The 22,319-nt window shown below is 59.2% G+C and carries 18 protein-coding genes and 1 tRNA gene; 14 read left to right on the forward strand and 5 right to left on the reverse strand.

The features are described 5' to 3' along the window. The first annotated feature begins 52 nt into the window (after positions 1 to 52). Genes Q0I19_RS02495 through Q0I19_RS02505 form a run of 3 tightly spaced genes read left to right on the forward strand, consistent with a single transcriptional unit; the run spans position 53 to position 2,727 of the window. Positions 53 to 595 carry a hypothetical protein gene (locus Q0I19_RS02495; protein WP_294758206.1) on the forward strand — a complete coding sequence of 181 codons (543 nt, stop codon included), beginning with the start codon at positions 53 to 55 and terminating at the stop codon, positions 593 to 595. Between the two features lie 17 nt (positions 596 to 612). Next, entirely contained in the window at positions 613 to 1,932 is a 1,320-nt protein-coding gene (locus Q0I19_RS02500) for an alpha-amylase family glycosyl hydrolase (protein ID WP_294758204.1), read from the forward strand. Between the two features lie 15 nt (positions 1,933 to 1,947). Then, entirely contained in the window at positions 1,948 to 2,727 is a 780-nt protein-coding gene (locus tag Q0I19_RS02505; RefSeq protein ID WP_294758202.1) for a Cof-type HAD-IIB family hydrolase, read from the forward strand. A gap of 77 nt (positions 2,728 to 2,804) precedes the next feature. Here the strand turns inward: Q0I19_RS02505 and mscL are convergent, their stop codons facing one another. Beyond that, positions 2,805 to 3,212, reverse strand: coding sequence for a large conductance mechanosensitive channel protein MscL (gene mscL / locus Q0I19_RS02510; protein WP_294758200.1), 408 nt, complete (start codon positions 3,210 to 3,212; stop codon positions 2,805 to 2,807). Positions 3,213 to 3,234: 22 nt separating this feature from the next. Next, positions 3,235 to 4,053: an Mrp/NBP35 family ATP-binding protein gene (locus tag Q0I19_RS02515; protein WP_294758198.1), complete on the reverse strand. Its 819-nt coding sequence runs from the start codon at positions 4,051 to 4,053 to the stop codon at positions 3,235 to 3,237. Positions 4,054 to 4,214: 161 nt separating this feature from the next. On the opposite strand from Q0I19_RS02515, the gene Q0I19_RS02520 reads away from it, so the two are divergent. Next, the gene (locus Q0I19_RS02520; protein ID WP_294758196.1) at positions 4,215 to 5,528 is read left to right on the forward strand and encodes an oligosaccharide flippase family protein; all 1,314 of its coding nucleotides are present in this window, start codon (positions 4,215 to 4,217) and stop codon (positions 5,526 to 5,528) included. A 45-nt stretch (positions 5,529 to 5,573) separates the two neighbouring features. Here Q0I19_RS02520 and Q0I19_RS02525 read toward each other — a convergent pair whose 3' ends face one another. The 3 genes from Q0I19_RS02525 to Q0I19_RS02535 all read right to left on the reverse strand — a co-directional run bounded on the left by Q0I19_RS02525 (position 5,574) and on the right by Q0I19_RS02535 (position 9,952). Next, the gene (locus tag Q0I19_RS02525; RefSeq protein WP_294758194.1) at positions 5,574 to 7,334 is read right to left on the reverse strand and encodes an ABC transporter ATP-binding protein; all 1,761 of its coding nucleotides are present in this window, start codon (positions 7,332 to 7,334) and stop codon (positions 5,574 to 5,576) included. Positions 7,335 to 7,642: 308 nt separating this feature from the next. Continuing rightward, complete coding sequence (locus Q0I19_RS02530) at positions 7,643 to 9,484, reverse strand: SGNH/GDSL hydrolase family protein (protein ID WP_294758193.1); 1,842 nt, start codon at positions 9,482 to 9,484, stop codon at positions 7,643 to 7,645. A gap of 395 nt (positions 9,485 to 9,879) precedes the next feature. Next, positions 9,880 to 9,952: transfer RNA gene (locus Q0I19_RS02535), tRNA-Ala, on the reverse strand. Positions 9,953 to 10,283: 331 nt separating this feature from the next. Between Q0I19_RS02535 and Q0I19_RS02540 the strand changes: the two genes are divergently transcribed. The 10 genes from Q0I19_RS02540 to Q0I19_RS02585 all read left to right on the forward strand — a co-directional run bounded on the left by Q0I19_RS02540 (position 10,284) and on the right by Q0I19_RS02585 (position 22,279). Further along, entirely contained in the window at positions 10,284 to 10,565 is a 282-nt protein-coding gene (locus Q0I19_RS02540) for a hypothetical protein (RefSeq protein WP_294758192.1), read from the forward strand. A 5-nt stretch (positions 10,566 to 10,570) separates the two neighbouring features. After that, a complete protein-coding gene (locus Q0I19_RS02545; protein WP_294758190.1) occupies positions 10,571 to 11,350 on the forward strand; it encodes a hypothetical protein in 780 nt (259 codons plus the stop codon). 28 nt (positions 11,351 to 11,378) lie between these two features. Then, the gene (locus Q0I19_RS02550) at positions 11,379 to 12,158 is read left to right on the forward strand and encodes an ATP-binding protein (RefSeq protein ID WP_294758188.1); all 780 of its coding nucleotides are present in this window, start codon (positions 11,379 to 11,381) and stop codon (positions 12,156 to 12,158) included. Positions 12,159 to 12,347: 189 nt separating this feature from the next. Further along, the gene (gene pyrH, locus Q0I19_RS02555) at positions 12,348 to 13,055 is read left to right on the forward strand and encodes a UMP kinase (RefSeq protein WP_294758186.1); all 708 of its coding nucleotides are present in this window, start codon (positions 12,348 to 12,350) and stop codon (positions 13,053 to 13,055) included. 63 nt (positions 13,056 to 13,118) lie between these two features. Then, complete coding sequence (gene frr, locus Q0I19_RS02560) at positions 13,119 to 13,673, forward strand: ribosome recycling factor (protein ID WP_294758183.1); 555 nt, start codon at positions 13,119 to 13,121, stop codon at positions 13,671 to 13,673. A gap of 50 nt (positions 13,674 to 13,723) precedes the next feature. After that, positions 13,724 to 14,587, forward strand: coding sequence for a phosphatidate cytidylyltransferase (locus Q0I19_RS02565; RefSeq protein ID WP_294758182.1), 864 nt, complete (start codon positions 13,724 to 13,726; stop codon positions 14,585 to 14,587). A gap of 12 nt (positions 14,588 to 14,599) precedes the next feature. After that, complete coding sequence (gene dxr / locus Q0I19_RS02570; protein WP_294758180.1) at positions 14,600 to 15,751, forward strand: 1-deoxy-D-xylulose-5-phosphate reductoisomerase; 1,152 nt, start codon at positions 14,600 to 14,602, stop codon at positions 15,749 to 15,751. Positions 15,752 to 15,788: 37 nt separating this feature from the next. Next, entirely contained in the window at positions 15,789 to 16,880 is a 1,092-nt protein-coding gene (locus tag Q0I19_RS02575) for a M50 family metallopeptidase (RefSeq protein WP_294758178.1), read from the forward strand. A 12-nt stretch (positions 16,881 to 16,892) separates the two neighbouring features. Beyond that, the gene (gene ispG, locus Q0I19_RS02580) at positions 16,893 to 17,945 is read left to right on the forward strand and encodes a flavodoxin-dependent (E)-4-hydroxy-3-methylbut-2-enyl-diphosphate synthase (protein WP_294758176.1); all 1,053 of its coding nucleotides are present in this window, start codon (positions 16,893 to 16,895) and stop codon (positions 17,943 to 17,945) included. A gap of 26 nt (positions 17,946 to 17,971) precedes the next feature. Beyond that, positions 17,972 to 22,279: a PolC-type DNA polymerase III gene (locus Q0I19_RS02585; RefSeq protein WP_294758174.1), complete on the forward strand. Its 4,308-nt coding sequence runs from the start codon at positions 17,972 to 17,974 to the stop codon at positions 22,277 to 22,279. Positions 22,280 to 22,319: the final 40 nt, after the last annotated feature.

Genomic DNA, 22,319 nt, shown 5'->3' on the forward strand with positions numbered 1-22,319 from the left:
TTGAAATGTAAAACAAAACAGTGTATAATGTGCAAAGTAAGAGGGAAAAGAAATGCGTAAGACCGAAAGTCAAAAAATCGCCCTGTGCGGGGTGCTGGGGGCGCTGTCCGTCGTGCTGCTGCTGTTGGGCAGCGCATTGCAGATCGGCACCTACGCTGCGCCCATGCTGGCGGCGTTTTTGCAGATCCCTGTGCTGGAGGAATACGGCCCCAAGTATGCGCTGCTTTTGTACCTGACGGTATCTGTTTTGGCGGTGCTGCTGGTGCCCGAAACCGAGCTGGCACTGTTTTACGCGCTGGTCATGGGGTATTACCCCGTGCTGCGCACAGCCCTCCAACGCGTAAAAAACACGCTGCTGCGTTGGGTTGCCAAGTTTGCGGTGTTCAATGCGGGCACGGCGCTGCTGTATCTGGTGCTGTTCGCGCTGCTTGGCCCCGCTGTTCTGAACGAGCTGCTTGAGGACGGCGTCGGCATGGCAGCCATGCTTTTGGCCATGGGAAACCTGTCCTTTTGGCTGTGTGACCGTGCGCTGCTTAACCTGACCCGCTACTACCATGTTGCCCTGCAGCCCAAACTGAAAAAGAAGTTCTTCTGAAAAAAGGAGTCATAGCTATGTGGTACGAGGAAGCCGTTGTCTATCAAATTTACCCGCTGGGGTTGTGCGGCGCGCCGCTGCAAAACGAGGAGCCGGACGGCGCGGACAACCACCGTCTGCTGCGCCTGCTGGATTGGGTGGCGCACATCAAAAAGCTGGGCGCGACCTGCGTTTTGTTCAACCCCTTGATGGAAAGCGACGCCCACGGCTACGACACCCGCGATTATAACCAGGTGGATCGCCGCTTGGGCAGCAAGCAGGATCTGCAGCAGGTGTGCAGCGCCCTGCACGCTGCGGGCATCCGTGTGCTGTTTGATGGTGTGTTCAACCATGTGGGGCGCGGCTTCTGGGCGTTCAAGGACGTGCAGCAGCGCCGCTGGGACAGCCCTTATAAGGACTGGTTCCACATCAGCTTTGACGGCAACACCAACTATAACGACGGCTTCTGGTACGAATCGTGGGAGGGCTGCAACGAGCTGGTCAAGCTCAACCTGCAAAATCCGCAGGTAAAGCAGCACCTGTTTGACGCCGTGCGCGGCTGGGTGCGCGATTATGACATTGACGGTCTGCGTCTGGACGTGGCATACTGCCTTGACCTCGGCTTTTTGGGGGAGCTGCGCGGTCTTGCCAACGGTATCAAGCCCGATTTTGTGCTGGTGGGCGAAACCCTGCACGGCGACTACAACCGTTGGGTCAACGACCACGCCTGCCACAGCGTGACCAACTACGAGTGCTATAAGGGGCTGTATTCCAGCTTTAACACCGGCAATATGCACGAGATCAGCTACAGCTTAAACCGCCAGTTCGGGTCCGAGCCGTGGTGCCTGTACACCGGCAAGCATCTGCTCAGCTTTGTGGATAACCACGATGTGACGCGCATTGCCACGATCCTGACTGACAAAAATCACCTAAAGCCCGTCTATGGTCTGACCTTTGGTATGCCCGGTGTGCCCGCCGTCTACTACGGCAGTGAGTGGGGCATGGAAGGGGACAAGCGCAACGGCGACCCGACCCTGCGCCCCGCCGTGGAAACCCCGCAGGAAACCGAGCTGACCGCATGGATCGCCGCACTCGCCAAGGCAAAGACCGGCAGCAAGGCGCTGTGCTACGGCAGCTACCGCAATGTGCTGGTGCAGCCCAAGCAGCTGATTTTTGAGCGCTGCGCCGACGGCGAGCGGGTGCTGGTTGCCATCAACGCCGATGCAAACCCCTTTGATGCCCACTTCGACGCGGGCTGCGGGCGCGCGGTGGACTTGATCGACGGCACCGACCACGACTTCGGCGGCGGCAGCAAGCTGGAACCGTACAGCTGCCATTTCTGGAAGTGTGAACGCTAAGGAGGAAAATTCGCTGTGCATCCGATAAAAATCGTGTTTTTTGATATTGACGGCACACTGATCGATATGCAGACCAAGCGCATTACCCCCGCCACGCTGGAAACCCTGCGCCGTCTGCGCGCGGGCGGGGTCAAAATCTGCCTGGCCACGGGGCGCTCGCCCATCACACTGCCGGACATTCCCAACGTGAAATTTGACGCTTACCTGACTTTCAACGGTTCTTTGTGCTACACCGAAACCGAAACCATTTTCAGCAACCCCCTCGCCCCCGACGATGTGCGCACACTGGTGCGCAATGCCACGGCTCTGGGGCGCCCTGTGGCTGCCGCCATGCGGGACGAGCTGGCCGCCAACGGGGCTGACCAAGATTTGACGGACTACTTTGCCATTGCCAACGAGGTGCCGCGCATCGTGCCGGATTTTGATGACCTGTGCAATACAAAGGACATTTATCAGGTTATGTTGGGTTGCCGCGCCGCGGATTACGAGGCTGTTTTGCAGGGGGCGCACGGGGCAAAAATTGCCGCCTGGTGGGACCGCGCCGTGGATGTCATCCCGGCGGGCGGCGGCAAGGGCATCGGCATACAAAAAACGCTTGCCTATTTCGGGTTGACCCCCGCGCAGGCGGCAGCCTTTGGGGACGGCAACAACGACTGCGAAATGCTGGACGCCGTGGGCACGGGCATTGCCATGGGCAATGCCTCGCCGGAATTGAAAGCCCGTGCCAATGCCGTCTGCGGCGATGTCGCACAGGATGGTGTTTACCGGTATTGCTTAGAACAGCACTGGATTTGACGGACATTACATAACAAAAAAGGTTTGGACAGGCGAAAGCCTGTCCAAACCTTTTTCTGCTTTTTATGTTTCTGCGGTTATTGGTCGCCGCCGCGCTTTTTCAGCTCTGCCAGAATTTCAGCCAGCAGCTCCTCCTGCGTGGGGGCTTTGGGTGCCGGTGCTTCGGGGGCGGGTTCCTCCTTTTTGCCAAACTCCAGCAGCTTGTTCATGCCTTTCAGCATTAGGAACAAAACCAGCGCCAGAATCAAAAAGTTGATCACCGCCGACACAAACGCGCCGATGCCCAAATTGATATCAAAGGGCAGATGCAGCACGACCTCGCTGAAATCCGCCTTAAACAAAATGCCGATGACGGGGTTGATGATGTTCTCGGTCAGGGAGGTGACCAGCGCACTGAACGCACCGCCGATCAAAACACCGACGGCCATATCCATCATGTTGCCTTTTAGGGCAAAAGCCTTAAACTCTTCCAAAAACTTCTTCATACCGCATCCCTCACTTTGCTATTTACTTCAGCAGCTTTGCCACGGCGTTGGCAGCGCCGTCCAGCGAATCCCCTGCGAACATCTCGATCATGCCGGCGTCGGCCTCCTTGGCCAGTTCGGGGTCGATGGGCATCTTGGCCAGAACAGGCAGGCTGTACTTGGCGGCGATCTCGTCCACATGGCTGTCGCCAAAGACGTTGATATGCTTGCCGCAGTCGGGGCAGACAGCGTAGCTCATATTCTCGACCAGGCCGAGAATGGGCACGTTCATCATCTGGGCCATCTGCACGGCCTTGCCCACGATCATGCCCACCAGCTCCTGCGGGCTGGACACAATGACAATGCCGTCCACGGGCAGGGTCTGGAACACGGTCAGCGGCACGTCGCCGGTGCCCGGAGGCATATCCACAAACAGGAAATCCACATCCCACACCACGTCCTGCCAGAACTGCTTGACAGCACCGGCAATCACGGGGCCGCGCCATACCACGGGGGCTTCGGGGTCGTCCAGCAGCAGGTTGATGCTCATCACCTGCACGCCGGTGCGGCTTTCCACGGGGCTGATGCTCTCACCGTCGCCGGTGGCGGGGCCTTTCACGCCGAACAGGCGGGGGATGGACGGGCCGGTGATATCAGCGTCCAGAACGCCGGCCTTGTAGCCCATGCGGCGCATCGAAACGGCCAGCATGGCGCTGGTCATGCTCTTGCCGACGCCGCCCTTGCCGGACACAACGCCGATGACCTTTTTGATACGGCTGTTCTTGTGCGGCGGCTCGTGGCTCGGCGCGCGGTGATCGCAGTTTGCGCTGCAGCTGCTGCAATCGTGCGTACATTCACTCATTGCTTACTTGCTCCTTCTTGAACGGCAGGCACAGCCCGCCGCGTTTTTGCATACGCCAATAGTTTAACAAATCCTGACGGAAAATGCAATACTTACCAATACCATATCGGCATATTACAGGAAAACCCCGCATACCGTATCGGTAGGGAAGGGGGTGCCCCATGGCACAGCGCAGCGTTTACCTGAAGAATGCGGCCCGGCTGGCAGTATCGGGCATGGTGCTGCGGCTGCTGGGCATGGGCTACCGCGTGTTTTTGTCCCACCGTTTGGGCACCGAGGGTATGGGCCTGTACCAGCTTGTTTTGGCGGTGTACACGGTGTTTGTGGCGCTGGCGTCGTCGGGGCTGAATGTTGCCTCCACCCGTTTGGCGGCGCAAAGCCTGGCGCGCGGGCGGGGCATGGCGGCAACGCTGCGCAGCCTGTGCGGTACGGCGCTTTGCTTTGGCACGGCGGCCATGGTGCTGCAATTCGCCCTGGCGGGGGTGTGCGCGCGGGTGTTTTTGCACGATATCCGCGCCGAGATGCCGCTGCGTATTCTGGCGCTCAGTCTGCCGTTTCTTGCGGTGGCGGGGGCAGTGCGCGGCTGTTTTTTGGCGGCGCGCAAGGTAAAGCCCAACATTACGGCGCAATTCGTCGAACAGCTGGTGCGCATGACCACGGCGGCGTGTGCTTTGCAGATGTGGCAGCACTGGGGCGCGGGGTATGCCTGCGGGGCGGTGCTGCTGGGCAATACCGTCAGCGAGGCGGTGTCCTGCGGGATTATGCTGGCTTTTGCCGCTAAAACGCCGGAATTTGCCGCAACCCCCGCCGAGCCGCTGCACCCCTACACCGCCAAGGAGTTGTATGCCATCGTCCTGCCGGTCGAGGGCAGCCGCCTGCTGGCAGGGGGCTTGCAGGCGGCGGAAAGCGGGCTGATCCCGTACACGCTGACGCTGTACACGGGCAGCCGTGCCGACGCATTGGCGCAGTATGGTGCCTTAAAAGGCATGGCATTGCCGCTGCTGTTTTTCCCGTTTTCGGTGCTGGCAGCGCTGTCCGGCCTGCTGATGCCGGAAATTACCCGCGCCCACACCGCCCGCAACATGGCGCGGGTGCGGCATCTGGTGCGGCGTATGCTGGCGGTCACGGGGGCACTGTCGATACTGGCGGGGCTGGGGTTTGCGCTGGCGGGCGCACCGCTGGCGGAACTTTTGTACGGCGACCCCGCCGTGGGGGTGTATGTGCGGCACCTGAGCGCCGCCGCGCCGTTTATGTATATGGAAAGCATGGTGGACGGCGTGCTGAAGGGGCTGGGCGAGCAGCTGGCGAGCTTTCGGTATTCGCTGCTGGACTCGGCCTTTCGCATAACGGCCATCATGCTGCTGTTGCCGCGCTATGGCATGGGGGCGTTTTTGGGTATCATGGTGGCATCCAACGCGATGACCTGCCTGTTGAATATGAACCGTATGCGCAAAAAGCTCAAGGCAGCGTCATAAAAAATGTGCCGGGGCATCGCCCCGGCACACGGTTTTTGTATAGGGTTACAGCGTCTGCCCGCTTACCAGACCGTTCCACAGACGGTAATAAATGCCTTTCTGCGCCAGCAGCTCGGCGTGGCTGCCTTCCTCCTCAATGCCGTCTTTGCCCAGCACCAGGATGCGGTCGGCGTTTTGGATGGTCGTCAGGCGGTGCGCAATGGTCAGCGTCGTGCGGCCAACGGCCAGCTTGTCCAGACTTTGCCCGACAAGGATCTCACTCTCATTGTCCAGGGCGCTGGTTGCTTCGTCCAGCAGCAGAATACGCGGGTTCTTCAAAAATACCCGTGCAATGGAAATGCGCTGCTTCTGCCCGCCGCTCAGCTTGACGCCGCGCTCGCCCACATAGGTGTCGTAGCCGCTTTTCAGCGCGCGCACAAACTCGTCGGCACCCGCTAGGCGGGCGGCTTCCTCAATTTCGGCGCGGGTGGCATCGGGGCGTCCGTAGGCGATGTTTTCCGCCACCGTGCCGCTGAACAGGTAAACGTCCTGCTGCACCACGCCAATGGCACTGCGCAGGCTGTGCAGCGTCACGCTGCGCACGTCCTGCCCGTCGATCAGAATACGGCCGCCCGTGACATCGTAAAAGCGGGGGATCAGGTTGCACAGGGTGGTTTTGCCGCCGCCGCTGGGGCCGACCAGCGCCAGACTTTCGCCGGGGTGGATGGTCAAATTGACGTGGCGCAGCACCTTGTTGTGGTCGTCAGGGTACTCAAAGCTGACGTCCTGCAGCTCAATGCCGCCCTGCGTGACCTGCAGCGCCTTGGCGTCGGGGGCGTCGGCAATGGCAATGGGGGTGTCCATGATTTCGGCAAAGCGCTCGATGCCCGTCATGCCGCGCTGGAACTGCTCGGCAAATTCTACGATGCGGCGAATGGTGGCAATCAGCGTAGATACATACAAAACATAGGCGACCAAATCGCCGGGCGTGATGGCGCCGTACACCAGAAACAGACCGCCCGCCAGAATGACCACCAGATACATCAAGCCGTCAAACAGACGTGTCGAGGTGTTGAACGCCGCCATAGCGTAGTAGCCCTTGGTTTTGATGGCCTCAAACGCGCGGTTGCCCTGCTCAAACTTTTCGCGCTCCAGATCCTCGGCGGCAAACGCCTTGACGACGCGCTGCCCCAGCAGGCTGTCCTCGATGGTGGCGTTCAGCTCACCGATCTGGAACCGCTGCTCGCGAAAACGGGCGCGCAGCTTCTGGTTCAGCTTGACCGAAACCACACCCATCAGCGGCACACAGGCGAACACCACCAGCGTCAGCAGCACGCTGGACTGGCACAAAATCACAAAGGATGCGGCGATCTTGATGCCCGCAATGAAAAATTCCTCGGGGCAGTGGTGGGCAAACTCGGTCACATCAAACAGGTCGTTGGTAATGCGGCCCATGATTTGCCCGACTTTGGTGTTGTTGTAATAGGTGTGGTCCAGCCGCAGCAGGTGGTCAAAGGCATCGCGGCGCATGTCGGTTTCAATATGCACGCCCATAATGTGGCCGACGCTGGACATGAAATACTGCGCTGCTGCGTCAATAATGCGCAGCACCAGATACAGCGCCGCCAGCTTCAGCACCAGCGCGGCGGTCAACGAGCCGACCGAGTTGGTCAGCGTGCTCATGATTTTGGGCAGGATGATATCGCACAGGGTGGTCAGTGCGGCGCAGAAAAGGTCAAAGCACAAAACGCCCTTGTACTTGGCCAGATAAGGCATAAAGCGGCGCATCAGTGCGCCGTTGCTGTTTTTGCGTTCGTTATTTGCCATAAAAACAAGGTTCTCCTTTTGGTAATGTTCACAAGAAAGCCGCCCGAAAGGGCGGCGCAGTTTGCAGAAAAAGTTACTTGCCGGAAGATTTGTAGGGATGGGTCTTGACCCATCCGCACATTTGGCCGCGCGCAGCGCATAAAATCGCGCCGAATGGCGCGCGGTTATCTCGCAGTGTCGTGCTTTTGGCAAGGCAGCACGGAACGGTCGAGACCGTTCCCTACAAAGCATTCGATAGGTTGCAAATGCTGCATAAAGTCAAAAAAGGTTTTTCGACAACCTGAGCCGCCCGAAAGGGCGGCATGGGATTATGTTTCGGGGACGTCGGTGGTTTCGGGGGCGGGGTCACTTTCACCGCTTGGTTCGTTGGTGGTTTCCGACTCTGATGGTGCGGTCGGCGGCTCCGTCGGTGTGGTGGTTTCCGTCGGTGTGGTGGTTTCCGTCGGCGTTGTAGGCTCCGTCGGCGTGGTAGGTTCCGTGGGCGTTGTAGGCTCCGTCGGCGTGGTAGGCTCCGTCGGTGCGGTAGGTTCCGGCGGCGTGGTAGGCTCCGTCGGTGTGGTAGGCTCCGTCGGTGTCGGCGTCGGGGTTGCTGTGGGCGTTGCCGTCGGAGTAGGTGTCGGAGTGGGTGTTGGAGTGGGTGTCGGAGTGGGTGTTGCCGTGGGCGTGGCCGTCGGCTTGGCGCTCGGTGTGGCCGTAGGTGTGGGAGTGGCGGCAGCTTTGGTCTGTGTACAGCCGGTGTGTTTGCAGTGGAAAGCGCCGTCCTCACCGGCTGTATCGCTCCAGGCGTGCTCCTGATAGAGCGCTTTGTTTACCGTTACGGTCTCGCCGCACAGGCTGCAATTATACACATAGCCGTGTACGGCGGTGCAGTCGGCGGGGTATTGGGTGGAACCTTCATTCAGAGAAAGCGGCGATTTACCGCTGTATTCTTCCGAGTTGGGATAGGTATGTTCGCACTTTGCAAACACGGCGGTCACAACCTCGCCGCCGGCATTGGCCGTGGCGGGCATGGTAAAGGCAAGGGTGGCATCTGTGTAAAGGGCACCGTCGCTGGCCAGCCAGCCGCGGAATACCCAACCCTTATCGGCCGTGGCTGTCACGGCGGCGGCAACACCGCCCTTGCTTACCAGCTGGCTGGTCGAACCGGACAGCACACCGTTGCCCTGCACGACAAATTCCAGCGGAACCTTGGCATCGCGCACGGCGATGGGATCTTCCTTGATCAAATTGACAGGTACGCCCACGGGGGTCGGGATCGTGCCCAAGGGCTGGGGGCGTCGATCCTCCGTGATGTAGGCGTGGGTGCGCACATACTGAAACAACGCTGTTACGGCGGTTTTGGAAAGGTGCACGCCGTCCGACAGCGTGTAGTCTTTTTTGGCCCAGCCTGTGGATTCGTCCCGCAGGACCTCGGCGGTGTTCAGAAACTTGAAGTCGTTATCCGTGCACATCGTCTCAATGGCGGCATTGTAGGCGTCCACCTGTACCATGTCCAGGCGGGTGTTGCTGCGCTGCTTGTCCAGCGGGGGAATGGCGCTGACAATGATATCGCAGTAGGGCCAGGCATCGCGAATGGCCTTCAGACCCTTTAAGTAGGTGGAAATAAAGGACGTTGCATCGGTGGAAGTGCCGCTCAGGTTGTTGGTGCCGTAGCAGATGATGATGCGTTTGGGCTTGAGCATGGCCACAGCCTTGGGCACGGTGTACATCTTGGAGGAACCCGTGAACTGCTCACATTCCAGTGTGGTGATGGCACCCGCCCCCATGCTGACAACGCCGATATTGTTGGCCGAGGTGGTGAACGCCTTGCCGGTATCGTCGGCGTATAAAAGGTAGCGCGCCGTGTTGGAATCGCCGATAAACAGTGTCTCGTCCACATAGCTGCGGCCCGCGTCGGCGGTTTCGGGCAGAACCGTGCCGATTTCAGCGGGATCGGTCACGACCGATACCGAGGCCGAGGCTGCACCGGAGCTTCCGCCGGACGAGGCCGACGCAGGGGAGCCGTTGGGCAGGGCCGAAGGATTCTTGCGTTTGGGGGCGGTCACGACCAGCACAACAGAGACCGCAACCGTAACGACCACGGCGGCAGCGGAGGCAATCAGGATGGTCAGCTGTCGGCGTGACAGCGTGGAAAGAAAAGGCATTTTCATAGCGGACACTCCCCTAAACGCAAATACTTATCTGTATGATACAACAAAATTGATAGGGACGCAAACCTATATTGCATAAATTTACATCTTGGACAAAGCCTGCCCGTAAATTTTGGGCAGGTTTTATGAAAGGCGATGGAGAAGTCGGGAAACCTTGCGCCCCGCAGCGGCGGGGACGGGCTGTTCGAATCCTCTACAGGTCAACATAAAAGCAAAAGCCCCGCCGGGGTACGGCAACCGGCGCATGGACCTGGAGGAATTCTCCCGCGCCCTCGCAAACAGCCCACCGGGCTGATTTGCGCCCCGCTGCGGCGGGGACTGGCTGTTCGAATCCTCTACAGGTCAACATAAAAGCAAAGCCCCCTGCCGGGACACGGCAGGGGACTTTGTTTTTATGGACCTGGAGGGATTCGAACCCTTGACCTCTCGGATGCGAACCGAACGCTCTCCCAACTGAGCTACAGGCCCATATTTGCGACTTGATTATTTTAAGCCATTCGCCGCAAAATGTCAAGTGCCAAGCGGTAAAAATTTCAAAAGAAATTTCCGCAAAATTATTTTGCAGAAAATTTTACGCATAAGATTCCCCTTGGCGCAAAAAAATGATTGCTATACCGTACAATGCGTGGTATACTGAAACTACCCCACGCGGCGGCGTAGAAAAACGTATACGCCGTGTGGATTGAATCCACCTGTGTTACATTTTATAATTGATCCAATGCCGCACAATTTGCGGCACTAACAACCGCAAAAAATGTGCGGTTGTTGCAGAATGTGACATTGTGGAGTGTGAAAAGGAATGAAAGGTCAAACATCAGACGGAGAGCTTGCTGTGCTGCGGCGCGAGTTCTCGGAGCTTGCGGGGTTACAGGCAGCGGGCTGCATAACCTATACGCTGCGCAAACACGCGGATGCATTGTACATAGCTGCGCAGAAAAATGGTCTGCCCGCGCGGGAGTGCATCTTCCCCGGTCAGGACGCTGCGCAGGCGGAGCTTTTGCTGTGTTTCCTGTACGAAAATGCCGTTTCGCCCCAGCAAATCAACGATGTGATCCGGGACCTGTATCCGGGCTTGAGGTGACTGCTATGCCGCTGTTAGAAAATCTTGTTTTTGCGGCAGAACTGCCGCAGGAGCCGGCACAGGTCACGGCGCTTTTTGCCGTTTCGCAGTCCTTGGAGCGCGACTGCATCCGGCTGTACGCCCACAGCCAGCCCTGCGTAACGGCGGGCGTGTACGCAACGGCGGAGGCACTTTTGCAGGCGCTGCAGGAGGGAATTTGCCCGCAGGTGGTGGCGGTGGATGTGCTGCTGCCCGAAGCGACGTTTCAAAACCTGCTGCAAAGCGTGCAGAAATTGCCCGGTTTGCCCAGCCCGAAAATCCTTCTGCTGACACCTTTTCCCGAAACCGCCGCCGCGCGCGGCGCTTTGCACAAGCTGGATCGCTACGCCCGGCTGGTGCGCCCGTACAGTATGGAAGCGCTGTTCGGCACAGTGTATGCCCTCGGTGCGGACGAGCGCAGCACGCGCATCTATCATATTCAGCGGCTTTGCTGTGCGGCGATGCAAAGCCTGAAAGCCGACCCCACGCTCACCGGTACGCAGTATCTGAACCGGATTTTGCTGTGCGCCCTGCTTTATGAGCAGGAGCTGCCGCTGAGCCGCTTATACCAGATCGCGGGCGAGGAACGCGGTATCGACGAAAAGGCGGTCACGGCGGCGCTGTCCCGCCTGTCGGGGGCGCTGTGCCGCAAGCACACCGAAGGGTATGTTGCGCTGTGCTGGCGCTGCGGCTGCACATCGCAGACGCCGCTGTCCAACGGGCGGCTGATTCGCGCGCTGATTGAGGAATTGCGCACCTACCTATGATATGCCACACCTTACGGAGGCGATGCTTATGGAATCGCAGGAGAAACAGGATACCCTTTTGGCCCTGCGCGGCGGGCTGCAGGGGCGTATGGCGCTCTCTTTTGATATGCTGGAAAACACGCTGGAAGTGCTGCAAGGCCGCTTGGACGATGCCGACCAAGAGGACGTTGCAGCGCTGCTGGCTGCCGCACGGGAAGAATTGCAGGACTTGCGCCGCCTGAGCCGCCATACCGTCCACGCTGCCTGTCTGGGGCTGACGGAGCCGGAGTTATACCCCATGGAACTGGCAGGAACCCTGCGTGAAATGTGCGATTTTTGCAGCCGCGACCTGCAGGAGCTTGGCAGCGGCATAGAGATTCGGCTGACCTGTGAGCCGGGCGTGCAGATTTTGCCGACCATGGGCGATGCCCGGCTTGTGGCACGCATTACGGGCAATTTGCTTTCCAACGCCATCGAAGCAGGGGCAAAGCGGATTTGCCTGCACCTGTTTGCCGATAAGCTGGTGTACAGCGATGACGGCTGCGGTATGCCGCAGGACGCGGCGGAGCTGTTGAGTAACGGCGTCAGCGCCGCACGGCTGGAGCAGTGCGGTGCCACCGGCCTGAGGGAGATACGCCGCTGCGCCGAGGCGATGGGCTGGCAGATCTGCGCACGGCAAGGGCAGGGGACACAGCTGGAATTTACCCTGCCGCCCTGCACGGTGGATATCGGCAGCCTGCTCTTAGAGTCCGACAACTGGTATGCCGGGCGCAGCCGCGAGGTCCTGCACGGGGAACTGGTGCACGGGCTGCGCGCCTGCCGGCAATAAAAAGCAAACACATCCGTAAACGACGCGGGTGTGTTATTTTTTGCCTGTGAGCACAGGGGGCCAAAATCTTTTTTTCGGTGTGACTTTACTTTGCGCACAATCTATTGTAAAATAGAAACAATCATATTGGTTCACTGTGCCCTTGCGCTGCGGCGGCGGGGGCAAATACAAAACAGGTGGTGCTTTATTATGGCAATCCAGTACAAACGTATTCTTCTCAAAGTCAGCGGCGAGGCGCTTTCCGGCGCTAAGGGCACCGGCTTTGACGAGGCGACCATCGCCTCCATCTGCGCGGGCATCAAGGCCGCCCATGACCTGGGCGTGCAGATCGGCATCGTTGTGGGCGGCGGCAACTTCTGGCGCGGACGTTCCAGCGGCAGCATGGATCGCATGGACGCCGACAAAATCGGTATGCTGGCAACCGTTATGAACGCGCTGGCGGTCAAGGATGCGCTGCGTCAGCAGGGTGTGCCCGCCGTGGTCATGACCAGTTCCTTCATGCCCCAGGTGGCCGAGGTGTTCACCAGCGACAAGGCTATCGCCGCGCTGGAAAGCGGCAAGATCGTTGTGTTCGGCGGCGGTACCGGCAACCCCATCTTCTCCACCGATACCGCCAGCGCCCTGCGCGCGCTGGAAATCAGCGCGGACGCCATGTTCAAGGCCACTATGGTCGACGGCGTTTACGACAAGGACCCCCACAAGTACGCCGACGCCGTGCGCTATGACACGCTGACCTTCACCCGCGTGCTGGACGAGCGTCTGGCCGTCATGGACTCCACCGCCGCAACGCTGTGCCGCGACAACGGCCTGCCCATTCTGGTGTTTGACTTGGGCGAGCCCGCCAACATTGCCAAGGCCGTGCAGGGCGAGGTCGTGGGAACCCTGGTAAAAGAATAAGTTGAAAAATTCATAAAATCCCCCTATTCTGATAAATATTGACAAAATAAGGAGAAAACGATTATGAGCAGCATGACCAAACCTTTTGAAGAAAAAATGAACGCCAGCGTGGACCATCTGGTGCGTGAACTGGCCGCTATCCGCGCCGGCCGCGCCAACCCCGCCGTGCTGGACCGCGTGGCAGTGGACTACTACGGCAGCCCCACGCCCATCAACCAGATCGCCGCCGTCGCCGTGGCCGAGGCCCGTATCCTGACCATCACCCCCTGGGATCGTTCCATGCTCAAGCCCATCTCCAAGGCTATCCAGACCAGCGACATCGGCATCAACCCCATTGACGACGGCCAGGTCATTCGCCTGGTTTTCCCCGCCCCCACCGAGGAGCGCCGCAAGCAGCTGACCAAGGACGTTGCCAAGCAGGGCGAAGAAGCGAAGATCGCCGTGCGCAATGTCCGCCGCGATGCCATGGATAAGTTCAAGGCCCAGAAAAAGGCCGGTGAGCTGACCGAGGACGACCAGAAAAAGCTGGAGGAAGAGACCCAGAAGCTGACCGACAAGTATGTCAAGCAGGTCGACGAGATTTGCGCCAACAAGAACAAGGAAATCATGGAAGTCTGATTTTCTGGTGTGACCCAGACAAATTTTTCACCTGAAAGGGAACTACCGCTATGAAGACCCGTGTTATTACCGCCGTCGTGGGGCTGGCTTTTCTGGCCCTTGTTCTTACCTTTTTTGATACGCTGTTTTTTGACCTGACGCTGACGGCTATCTGCCTGTTGGCCATCCATGAGGTATTTTCCGCCATGGGCTTTGGCAAAAAGCAGTGGTACCTGTACGCTGTCACCGTGCCGTTTACGCTGATGATCATGCTCAGCGGCATGCAGGCCGTGCGCGCAGTGTTGCTGCCGTGCAGCTTTTTGGTGGTGCTGTTCTTCAACATCTGCCAAATCAAAAACGTTAAGACGATCGATTTCGGCAGGCTTTCCGGGTTTGTGTATTTTTCCGGCGTTATCATCTTCTGTTTCTATTCGCTGGTACACTTAAAGCGGGTGCTGCCCTTTGCAACTTACCGCTATGATGCCATCTACTTCATTCTGCTGATTTTGTGCTTTGCCTGGGGCGGCGATACCGCGGCTTACTTTGCAGGCCGCGCCTTCGGCAAGCACAAGCTGGCCCCCGTGGTCAGCCCCCACAAAACGGTGGAGGGCGCTGTCGGCGGTGTGGCGGGCAGCATTGCGGCCGGTATGGTGCTGACGCTGGTCTACTCGCTGCTGTCTGCGCGGTATCATGTCATTACCATCAATGTGCAGCCGTATCATTACCTGATCCTGGCCGTCATGGGCGGCATTGCCTCGGTGCTGGGCATCCTGGGCGATCTGTTCGCCTCGGCCGTCAAGCGCCAGGTGGGCATCAAGGACTACGGCACCATTTTTCCCGGTCACGGCGGTATTCTGGACCGATTTGACAGTGTGATGTTTGTCGCGCCGTTTGTGTCCATCGCCGTGCGGTTCTTCTTCTATATGATTCACTAAAAGGACGATAGTATGAGCAAAACAATTACCTTGCTTGGCTCTACCGGTTCTATCGGCACCCAAAGCCTGGACGTGGCGCGCATGCACGGCTACAAGGTGTTCGGCCTTGCGGCCAACTCCAGCGTGGAGAAACTGCTTGCGCAGATCAACGAATTCCACCCCGAATATGTGGCCGTGGCGGAGCCTTCCGCCTATGAAAAACTCGCCGCTGCGCTGGCAGGGCAGGCCGATGCGCCCAAGCTGCTGCAGGGGGCCGAGGGGCTGCGCACCCTTGCTGCCATGGACGGCGCCGGAACGGTGCTGAACGCCGTGGTCGGCATTGCCGGTCTGCCCGCCTCCCTCGCCGCCATTGAAAGCGGCCACGACCTGGCACTGGCCAACAAAGAAAGCCTTGTCACCGGCGGCCATCTGGTCACCGATGCCGTGGCCAAACACGGTGTGCACCTGCTGCCTGTGGACAGCGAGCACAGCGCCATCTTCCAGTGTCTGCAGGACGCCCACAGCGCCAAAACGCTGGAAAAGATCCTGCTGACTGCCTCCGGCGGCCCCTTCTTCGGCATGACGACCGAGCAGCTGCGCACCAAGACCAAGGCGGATGCCCTCAAGCATCCCAACTGGAATATGGGCGCCAAAATCACCATCGACTCGGCCACCTTGATGAACAAGGGCCTGGAATTGATCGAGGCAGCGTGGCTTTTCGGCCTGCCGGAGGATAAGATCCAAATCGTTGTCCAGCGCGAAAGCATCATCCACTCGGCGGTGCAGTTCAGCGACCATTCCATTCTGGCGCAGCTGGGCGTGCCGGATATGCGCATCCCCATCCAGTATGCGCTGACCTGGCCCGAGCGTATGCCCAGCCCCGTGCCGGAGCTGGACTTTGCGGCGCTGACCAAGCTGAGCATCGCCCAGGCCGACGACGAGACCTTCCGCTGTCTGGCCGCCTGCAAAAAGGCCATCCGCAAGGGCGGGCTGGCACCCTGTGCCGCCAACGGTGCCAACGAGGCCGCCGTGGCGCATTTCCTGCGGGATGAAATCGGCTTTTTGGACATCGGCCGCCTGGTCGAGGGCATCGTGGACAGCGATTCCTTCGGCGGCGATTACACGTTGGACGATGTGTACGAGTGCGACCGCATGGCGCGCGCGTATGTCGAAAGCCATCTGTAAAATCTATGGGCGACACCGCATTTTTTGAGAGGTTCCTATGACGTTTTTCATAACTGCCGCTGTATCGCTGTTGGTGTTCGGCAGTGTGGTGCTTGTGCATGAGCTGGGGCATTTTTTGGCCGCGCGGGCAGCGGGCATCCGTGTCGAGGAGTTTTCTGTCGGTATCGGGCCGCGCCTGTGGGGCTTCACCGGCAAAAACGGCACCCGCTACTCGCTGCGTTTGCTGCCCCTGGGCGGCTACAACCTGTTCGAGACTCCTGCCTCGGAGGATGAAACTGACGATGCTGCGCAGGAAAACGCCCTGACCTGTCAGGACAAGCCGCTGTTTCCCGCCCCGATGGAGAACCTTTCTTTTGAGGAAGCCCCGCCTCAGCAGCGCTTTTTGGTGACGCTGGCGGGAGCTTTGATGAACTTTTTGCTGGGGGCGGCGCTCATGCTGGTGCTGGCGCTCTCCATGCAGGTGCTCGGCTCCAACCGCGTGGCGGATTTTACCGAAAACGCACCCAGCGCCGCCTATTTGCAGGCAGGGGACGAGATTCTGTGGGTGGACGGCACCCGCTGCCGCAGCAGCTTTTCGCTGCTGAACAGCTTTGACGGCACGCAAAAAGAACATACGCTCGTCATAAAAAGGGGCGGTGAGGTCATGACCCTGCGCGGTGTGACCGTTGCCCCCCAAAAGGACGAAAACGGCGCGCTGAAAAGCCCCATCGACTTCCGCGTCGTGGGTGTGGCCAGAACGCCGCGCGCCGTGCTGAATCAGGCGGTGGATTTCTTCAGCTTTTACAGCACGATGATCCTGCGCAGCTTCGGTGACCTTGCCACCGGCAAGACCGGCATGGATCAGCTTACAGGCCCCGTGGGCACCGTCGCGGTGGTGCGGCAGGCCATCTCCTACGGCTGGCAGGACGTTGTCTCGCTGATGGCGCTGCTGACCATCAACATCGGCATCTTCAACCTGCTGCCCGTTCCCGCACTGGACGGCTGCAAGCTGCTGTTTTTGGCGTTTGAGTCGCTGACAGGGCGTGCCGTGCCCCTGCGTGCGCAGGCCGTCATCAATGCGGCGGGTATGCTGGCGCTTATGGGGCTGATGCTGTTTGTGACCATGCAGGACGTGATACGCATTTTTTAAGGAGGCACAACCATGAACCGTCAACTGAAACGGGAAGTGAAAATCGGCAATATTACCATCGGCGGCAACCACCCGATTGCCGTGCAGACCATGCTCAACGTGCCGGTCAAGGATATTGCCGGCAACGTGGCACAGGCACAGCGCGTCGCCAAGGCGGGCTGCCAGATCGTGCGCGTCACCGTGCCCACGCCGGAGGATGCCGCCGTGGTGTCCGCCATTAAAGAGGCCGTGGATATCCCCGTTGTGGCCGATATCCACTTTGACTACCGCGCCGCGCTGGCGGCTCTGGACGCCGGTGCCGACAAGATCCGCATCAACCCCGGCAACATCGGGGACGATGACCGCGTCAAGGCGGTGGCGGATGCCTGCAACGCCAAAAATGTACCCATCCGCATCGGCGTAAACGGCGGCAGTCTGGAAAAGCATATCCTTGCCAAGTACGGCGCCCCCGTGCCGGAGGCTATGGTCGAAAGCGCCTTGTACCATGTGCGTCTGCTGGAAAAGCACGACTTTAATAATATCGTTATATCGATCAAATCCAGCAATGTACCCCGTATGATGTCCGCCTACCGGCTGCTGGCAGCGCAGACGGATTACCCCCTGCACGTCGGCGTGACCGAGGCGGGCGGCAACCGTATGGGGCTGATCAAGTCGGGCATGGGCATCGGCGGCTTGCTGCTGGAAGGCCTGGGCGACACCCTGCGCGTCAGCCTGACCGATGAGCCGGAAAACGAGGTCTACGCGGGGTATGACATCCTGCGCGCCGTCGGCTACGCCGTGGCGGGGCCGGAGATCATCAGCTGCCCGACCTGCGGGCGCACCCAGTACCCGATGATCGAAATCGCACAGGAGGTCGAAGCCCGCCTGCGGGACGAGGGCTTCCAAAAGCCGCTGAAAATCGCCATCATGGGCTGCGTTGTCAACGGCCCCGGTGAAGCCAGCGATGCGGACATCGGCATTGCGGGCGGCAAGAACGAAGCGCTGCTGTTCATCCGCGGCGAGAAGATCCGTATGCTCAAGGGCGACATTGTCGGCCAGCTGCTGGAGGAGATCCACAAGCTGTAATATTTTCACGCATCAGAGGTGTCCATTTGAAACCTTTTGTCACGCAGGTATGGCCGCAGTTCACGGCCGATGCCCAGTTCTGCAATGCGTTCTCCACCGTTTTGGTGGAGCGCGTTGAGCTGTACCGCACAAAAAGACAGGTCGTAATCTGCCTGCGCAGTGCCGAACCACTGGATTCAGCGCTGTGCGGGCGCCTTTGTGCGTCCTTGCAGGACACCTTTGCCGGGTATGAGCTGCAGGTCAAAAACTATTTTGCCTACCCCAACATCACCCCCGAATCCGTCGCGCTGATGATTGAGGAGCTCAAGCAGCGGGGTATGCCCGTCAACGGATTTCTGGACAAAAAGCAGCCCGTAACCTTTGGGGCGGACGGCATTACCGTGCATGTCAACGCGGGACGCCCGATTCTGGAGAGCGTGGAATTCCCCAAGGTGCTGGCAGAGCTGATCCAAGAACGCACCGAGGCACTGCCCATTGTGCGTTTGGCTGACAGCGGCGCTGCGCGCAGTGAGGAAGAATTTGAAAAATACCTGCAGGAGAAAGCGCCCGTCATCAAGTTTGAGGCCAAGGAAACCCCGCCCGATTTCACCATCGAGGGGCTGGCGCTTACCAACAAGCCGGTCAAGCTGTTTTACGGCAAAAACTTCAAGCCTGCCGAGACCCGCCGCTTAAACGATCTGGGCGACGGCGGCAAGGTGACGGTCTGGGGCGATGTCTTTGCCACCGAGGTCAAGGGCAGCCGCCGCAAGATTTATTTCACTTCCATCACCGACTATTCGGGCTCGGTCAACCTCAAAGTTCTGGGGGACGAGGACGCCGATATGTCCAAGTGGGAGGGGCTGAAGCCCGGCACCACACTGATCGTGCGCGGCAACTATATGTATGACAAATATGAGCATGACTACGTCATTTTGCCCTATGATGTCCTGCAGGTAGAGCGCGCGCAGCGGCAGGATACCGCGCCCGAGGGGCAAAAGCGTGTGGAGCTGCACCTGCATACCAAGTCCAGCTCGATGGACGGCTTCAACGACCCCGGCAAGATCGTGCGGCTGGCGCACCGTATGGGACACCGCGCCGTCGCCATCACCGATCACGGCGTCTGCCAAGGCTACCCCGAAGCCATGCTGGCCACCGATGCCATCCACGAAAGCGACCCCGGCTTCAAGCTGATTTACGGCTGCGAGGCGTATTTTGTCGATGATATGATCCCCGCGCTGTACGGCGGTGCCAAAATGCCGCTGGACGGCAGCTTTGTTGTGTTCGACACCGAAACCACCGGTCTGGACCCGCATACCGAGCGCCTGACCGAAATCGGCGCGGTGTTTGTCGAAAACGGCAAAATCAACGCGGAAAAGAAATTCTGCACCTTCGTCAACCCCGGCAAGCCCATTCCGCCGCGCGTGGTGGAGCTGACGGGCATCAACGATGCCATGGTGGCGGACGCCCCCACGCCGGACGAAGCCATCCGCGCCTTCAAGGAATTCTGCGGCGACCACATTCTGGTGGCGCACAACGCCCACAGCTTTGATATGCTGTTTATCCGCAAGGCAGGGGAGAGCGCGGGCGTCAGCTTTGACGAAAACACCTACATCGACACGCTGCCTATGGGGCAGGCGCTGTTCCCCGGGCTGCGCAACTATAAGCTGGACACCATCAACAAGCACCTGGAAATTCCGCCGTTCAACCACCACCGCGCCGTGGACGATGCCATGGCATTGGCGCGCATCTTTGAGGTGATGCTGGCTGATCTGGAAGAAAAGGACATCCACAATGTCGAGTCCATCAACACGGGTCTTGGCGGCAACAAAGAGGTGCTGAAAAAGAAATACTACCACCTTATTATTTTGGTGCAAAATCAGGTGGGGCTTAAAAATCTGTACCGCATCGTCAGCGCGGCGCACACGCAGTATTTCTTCAAAAAGCCGCGCGTACCCCGCAGTTTGCTGAACCAGTACCGCGAGGGGCTGTTGCTCGGCTCGGCGTGCGAGGCGGGTGAGTTGTACCGCGCCATTGTGGCGGGGCAGCCCTATGAGCAGCTGCTGCGCATTGCCGAGTATTACGATTTTCTGGAAGTGCAGCCGCTGGGCAACAACGAGTTTATGGTGCGCAACGGTCAGGTGGATTCCATGGAAGCCATCAAAAACTTCAACCGCACCGTCATCAAGCTGGGCGAGGACCTGCACAAGCCCGTTGTCGCTACCGGCGACTCCCACTTCCAGGAGCCGGAGGACTGGATCTACCGTGCGGTCATTCAGGCGGGCAACGGCTTTAAGGATGCCGACAACCAGGCGCCGCTGTATTTCCGCACCACCGATGATATGCTGGAGGATTTCAGCTACCTGCCCAGGGAAAAAGCCTTGGAGGTCGTGGTGACCAACCCCAACAAGATCGCCGCCACCATCGACAACAACCTGCGCGCCATCCCCAAGGGAACCTACCCGCCCAGTATTCCGGGTGCCGAGCAGGAATTGCGCGATGATACATGGAAACACGCCGCGCGCGACTACGGCACACCGCTGCCGGACGTACTGCAAAAGCGGCTGAAAAAAGAGCTGGATTCCATCTGCGGGCACGGCTACGCGGTTTTGTATGTCATTGCCGTGCGTCTGGTGGCGTACTCCAACGCGGGCGGCTATCAGGTGGGCAGCCGCGGCTCGGTCGGCTCGTCCGCCGTGGCGCACTTCTCCGGCATTTCGGAGGTCAACTCCATGCCGCCGCACTATCTCTGCCCCGAGTGTAAGCACAGCGAGTGGATCAACGACGGTGTGCACTTTGACGGCTTTGACCTGCCGGATAAAAACTGCCCGGTCTGCGGCACCAAGATGATCGTGGAAGGGCATGATATCCCGTTTGAAACCTTTCTGGGCTTTTACGGCGACAAGGAACCCGATATCGACCTGAACTTTTCGGGTATGTATCAGTCCTGCGTACACCGCTATACCGAGGAGCTTTTCGGCAAGGAGAACGTCTTTAAGGCGGGCACGGTGTCCGGCTTGCAGGATAAGACCGCCTATGGCTACGTCAAAAAGTATCTGGAGGAGCGCGGCAAAACCGTCAACCGTGCCGAGGAAAACCGCCTTGTCATCGGCTGCACGGGCGTCAAGCGCACCACGGGGCAGCACCCCGGCGGCATGGTCGTTGTGCCGGATACCTTTGATATCTACGATTTCTGTGCCATCCAGCACCCTGCGGACGACGTCAAGGGCGGCTTGCTGACCACCCACTTTGAATTTAAGTACCTGCACGACACCCTGCTTAAATTGGACGAGCTGGGCCACGATGTGCCGACCTTCTACAAGTATTTTGAGGAATACTCCGGCATACCCATCGACTCGGTGCCGATGAACGACGAAAAAGTCTACAGCCTGCTGACCAGCCCTGCCGCCCTCGGCGTCACCGAGGAGCAGATCGGTTCGCGCACAGGCACCTTCGGCATCCCCGAAATGGGCACCAACTTTGTGCGTCAGATGCTTTTGGACGCCCAGCCGAAGAATTTCTCGGAATTGATCCAGATCTCCGGCTTGTCCCACGGCACCGACGTCTGGACGGGTAACGCCGACGAGCTGATACGCTCCGGTACCTGCACGATCGCCGAGGTCATCGGATGCCGTGACAGTATTATGCTGTACCTGCTGCGCAAGGGGCTGGAACCCAAAATGGCCTTTGACATCATGGAGGCCGTGCGTAAGGGTAAGGTGGCCAAGGGCGGCTTTAAGGCCGGGTGGGAGGAAGCCATGCGGGAGCACGATGTGCCCGACTGGTATATTGAATCCTGCCGCAAGATCAAGTATATGTTCCCCAAAGCCCATGCCGTGGCCTACCTGATGGCGGCCATTCGGCTGATGTGGTTCAAGGTGTATCACCCTGCGATTTTCTATGCCGTGTACTTTACCGTGCGCGGTGCGGATATCGACTACGAGGCGGCCGTCGGCGGTGTGCGGGTAGCCAAACAGCACCTGAAAGAAAACGAGGCGATCCCCAAGGACGAGCGCACCGCCAAGGATGACGATGCGTTGGTCAGCCTGCAATTGGAAAACGAGATGCTGCAGCGCGGCTGCGAATTTTTGCCCATTGAACTGGGCAAGAGCTATGCCAGCAAGTATGTGGTGGAGGACGGCAAGGTCCGTTTGCCGTTTACCTCGCTGCGCGGTCTGGGCGATGCCGCCGCCATTGCGTTGGAACAGGCGACCATGAACGGCCAGCAGTATATTTCGGTGGAGGAATTGCAGCAGGCCAGCGGCGTGGCAAACTCGGTGTTCGATAAGCTGCGCGCGGTGGGCGCTTTGGGCAGCCTGCCCGAAACCAGCCAGGTGGATTTGTTCAGTATGATGTGACCGTGCAAGGCGCCGTTCCCTTTTTTGGGAACGGCGCCTT

Source organism: uncultured Gemmiger sp. (assembly GCF_934561205.1).
Taxonomy (GTDB): Bacteria; Bacillota; Clostridia; order Oscillospirales; family Ruminococcaceae; genus Gemmiger.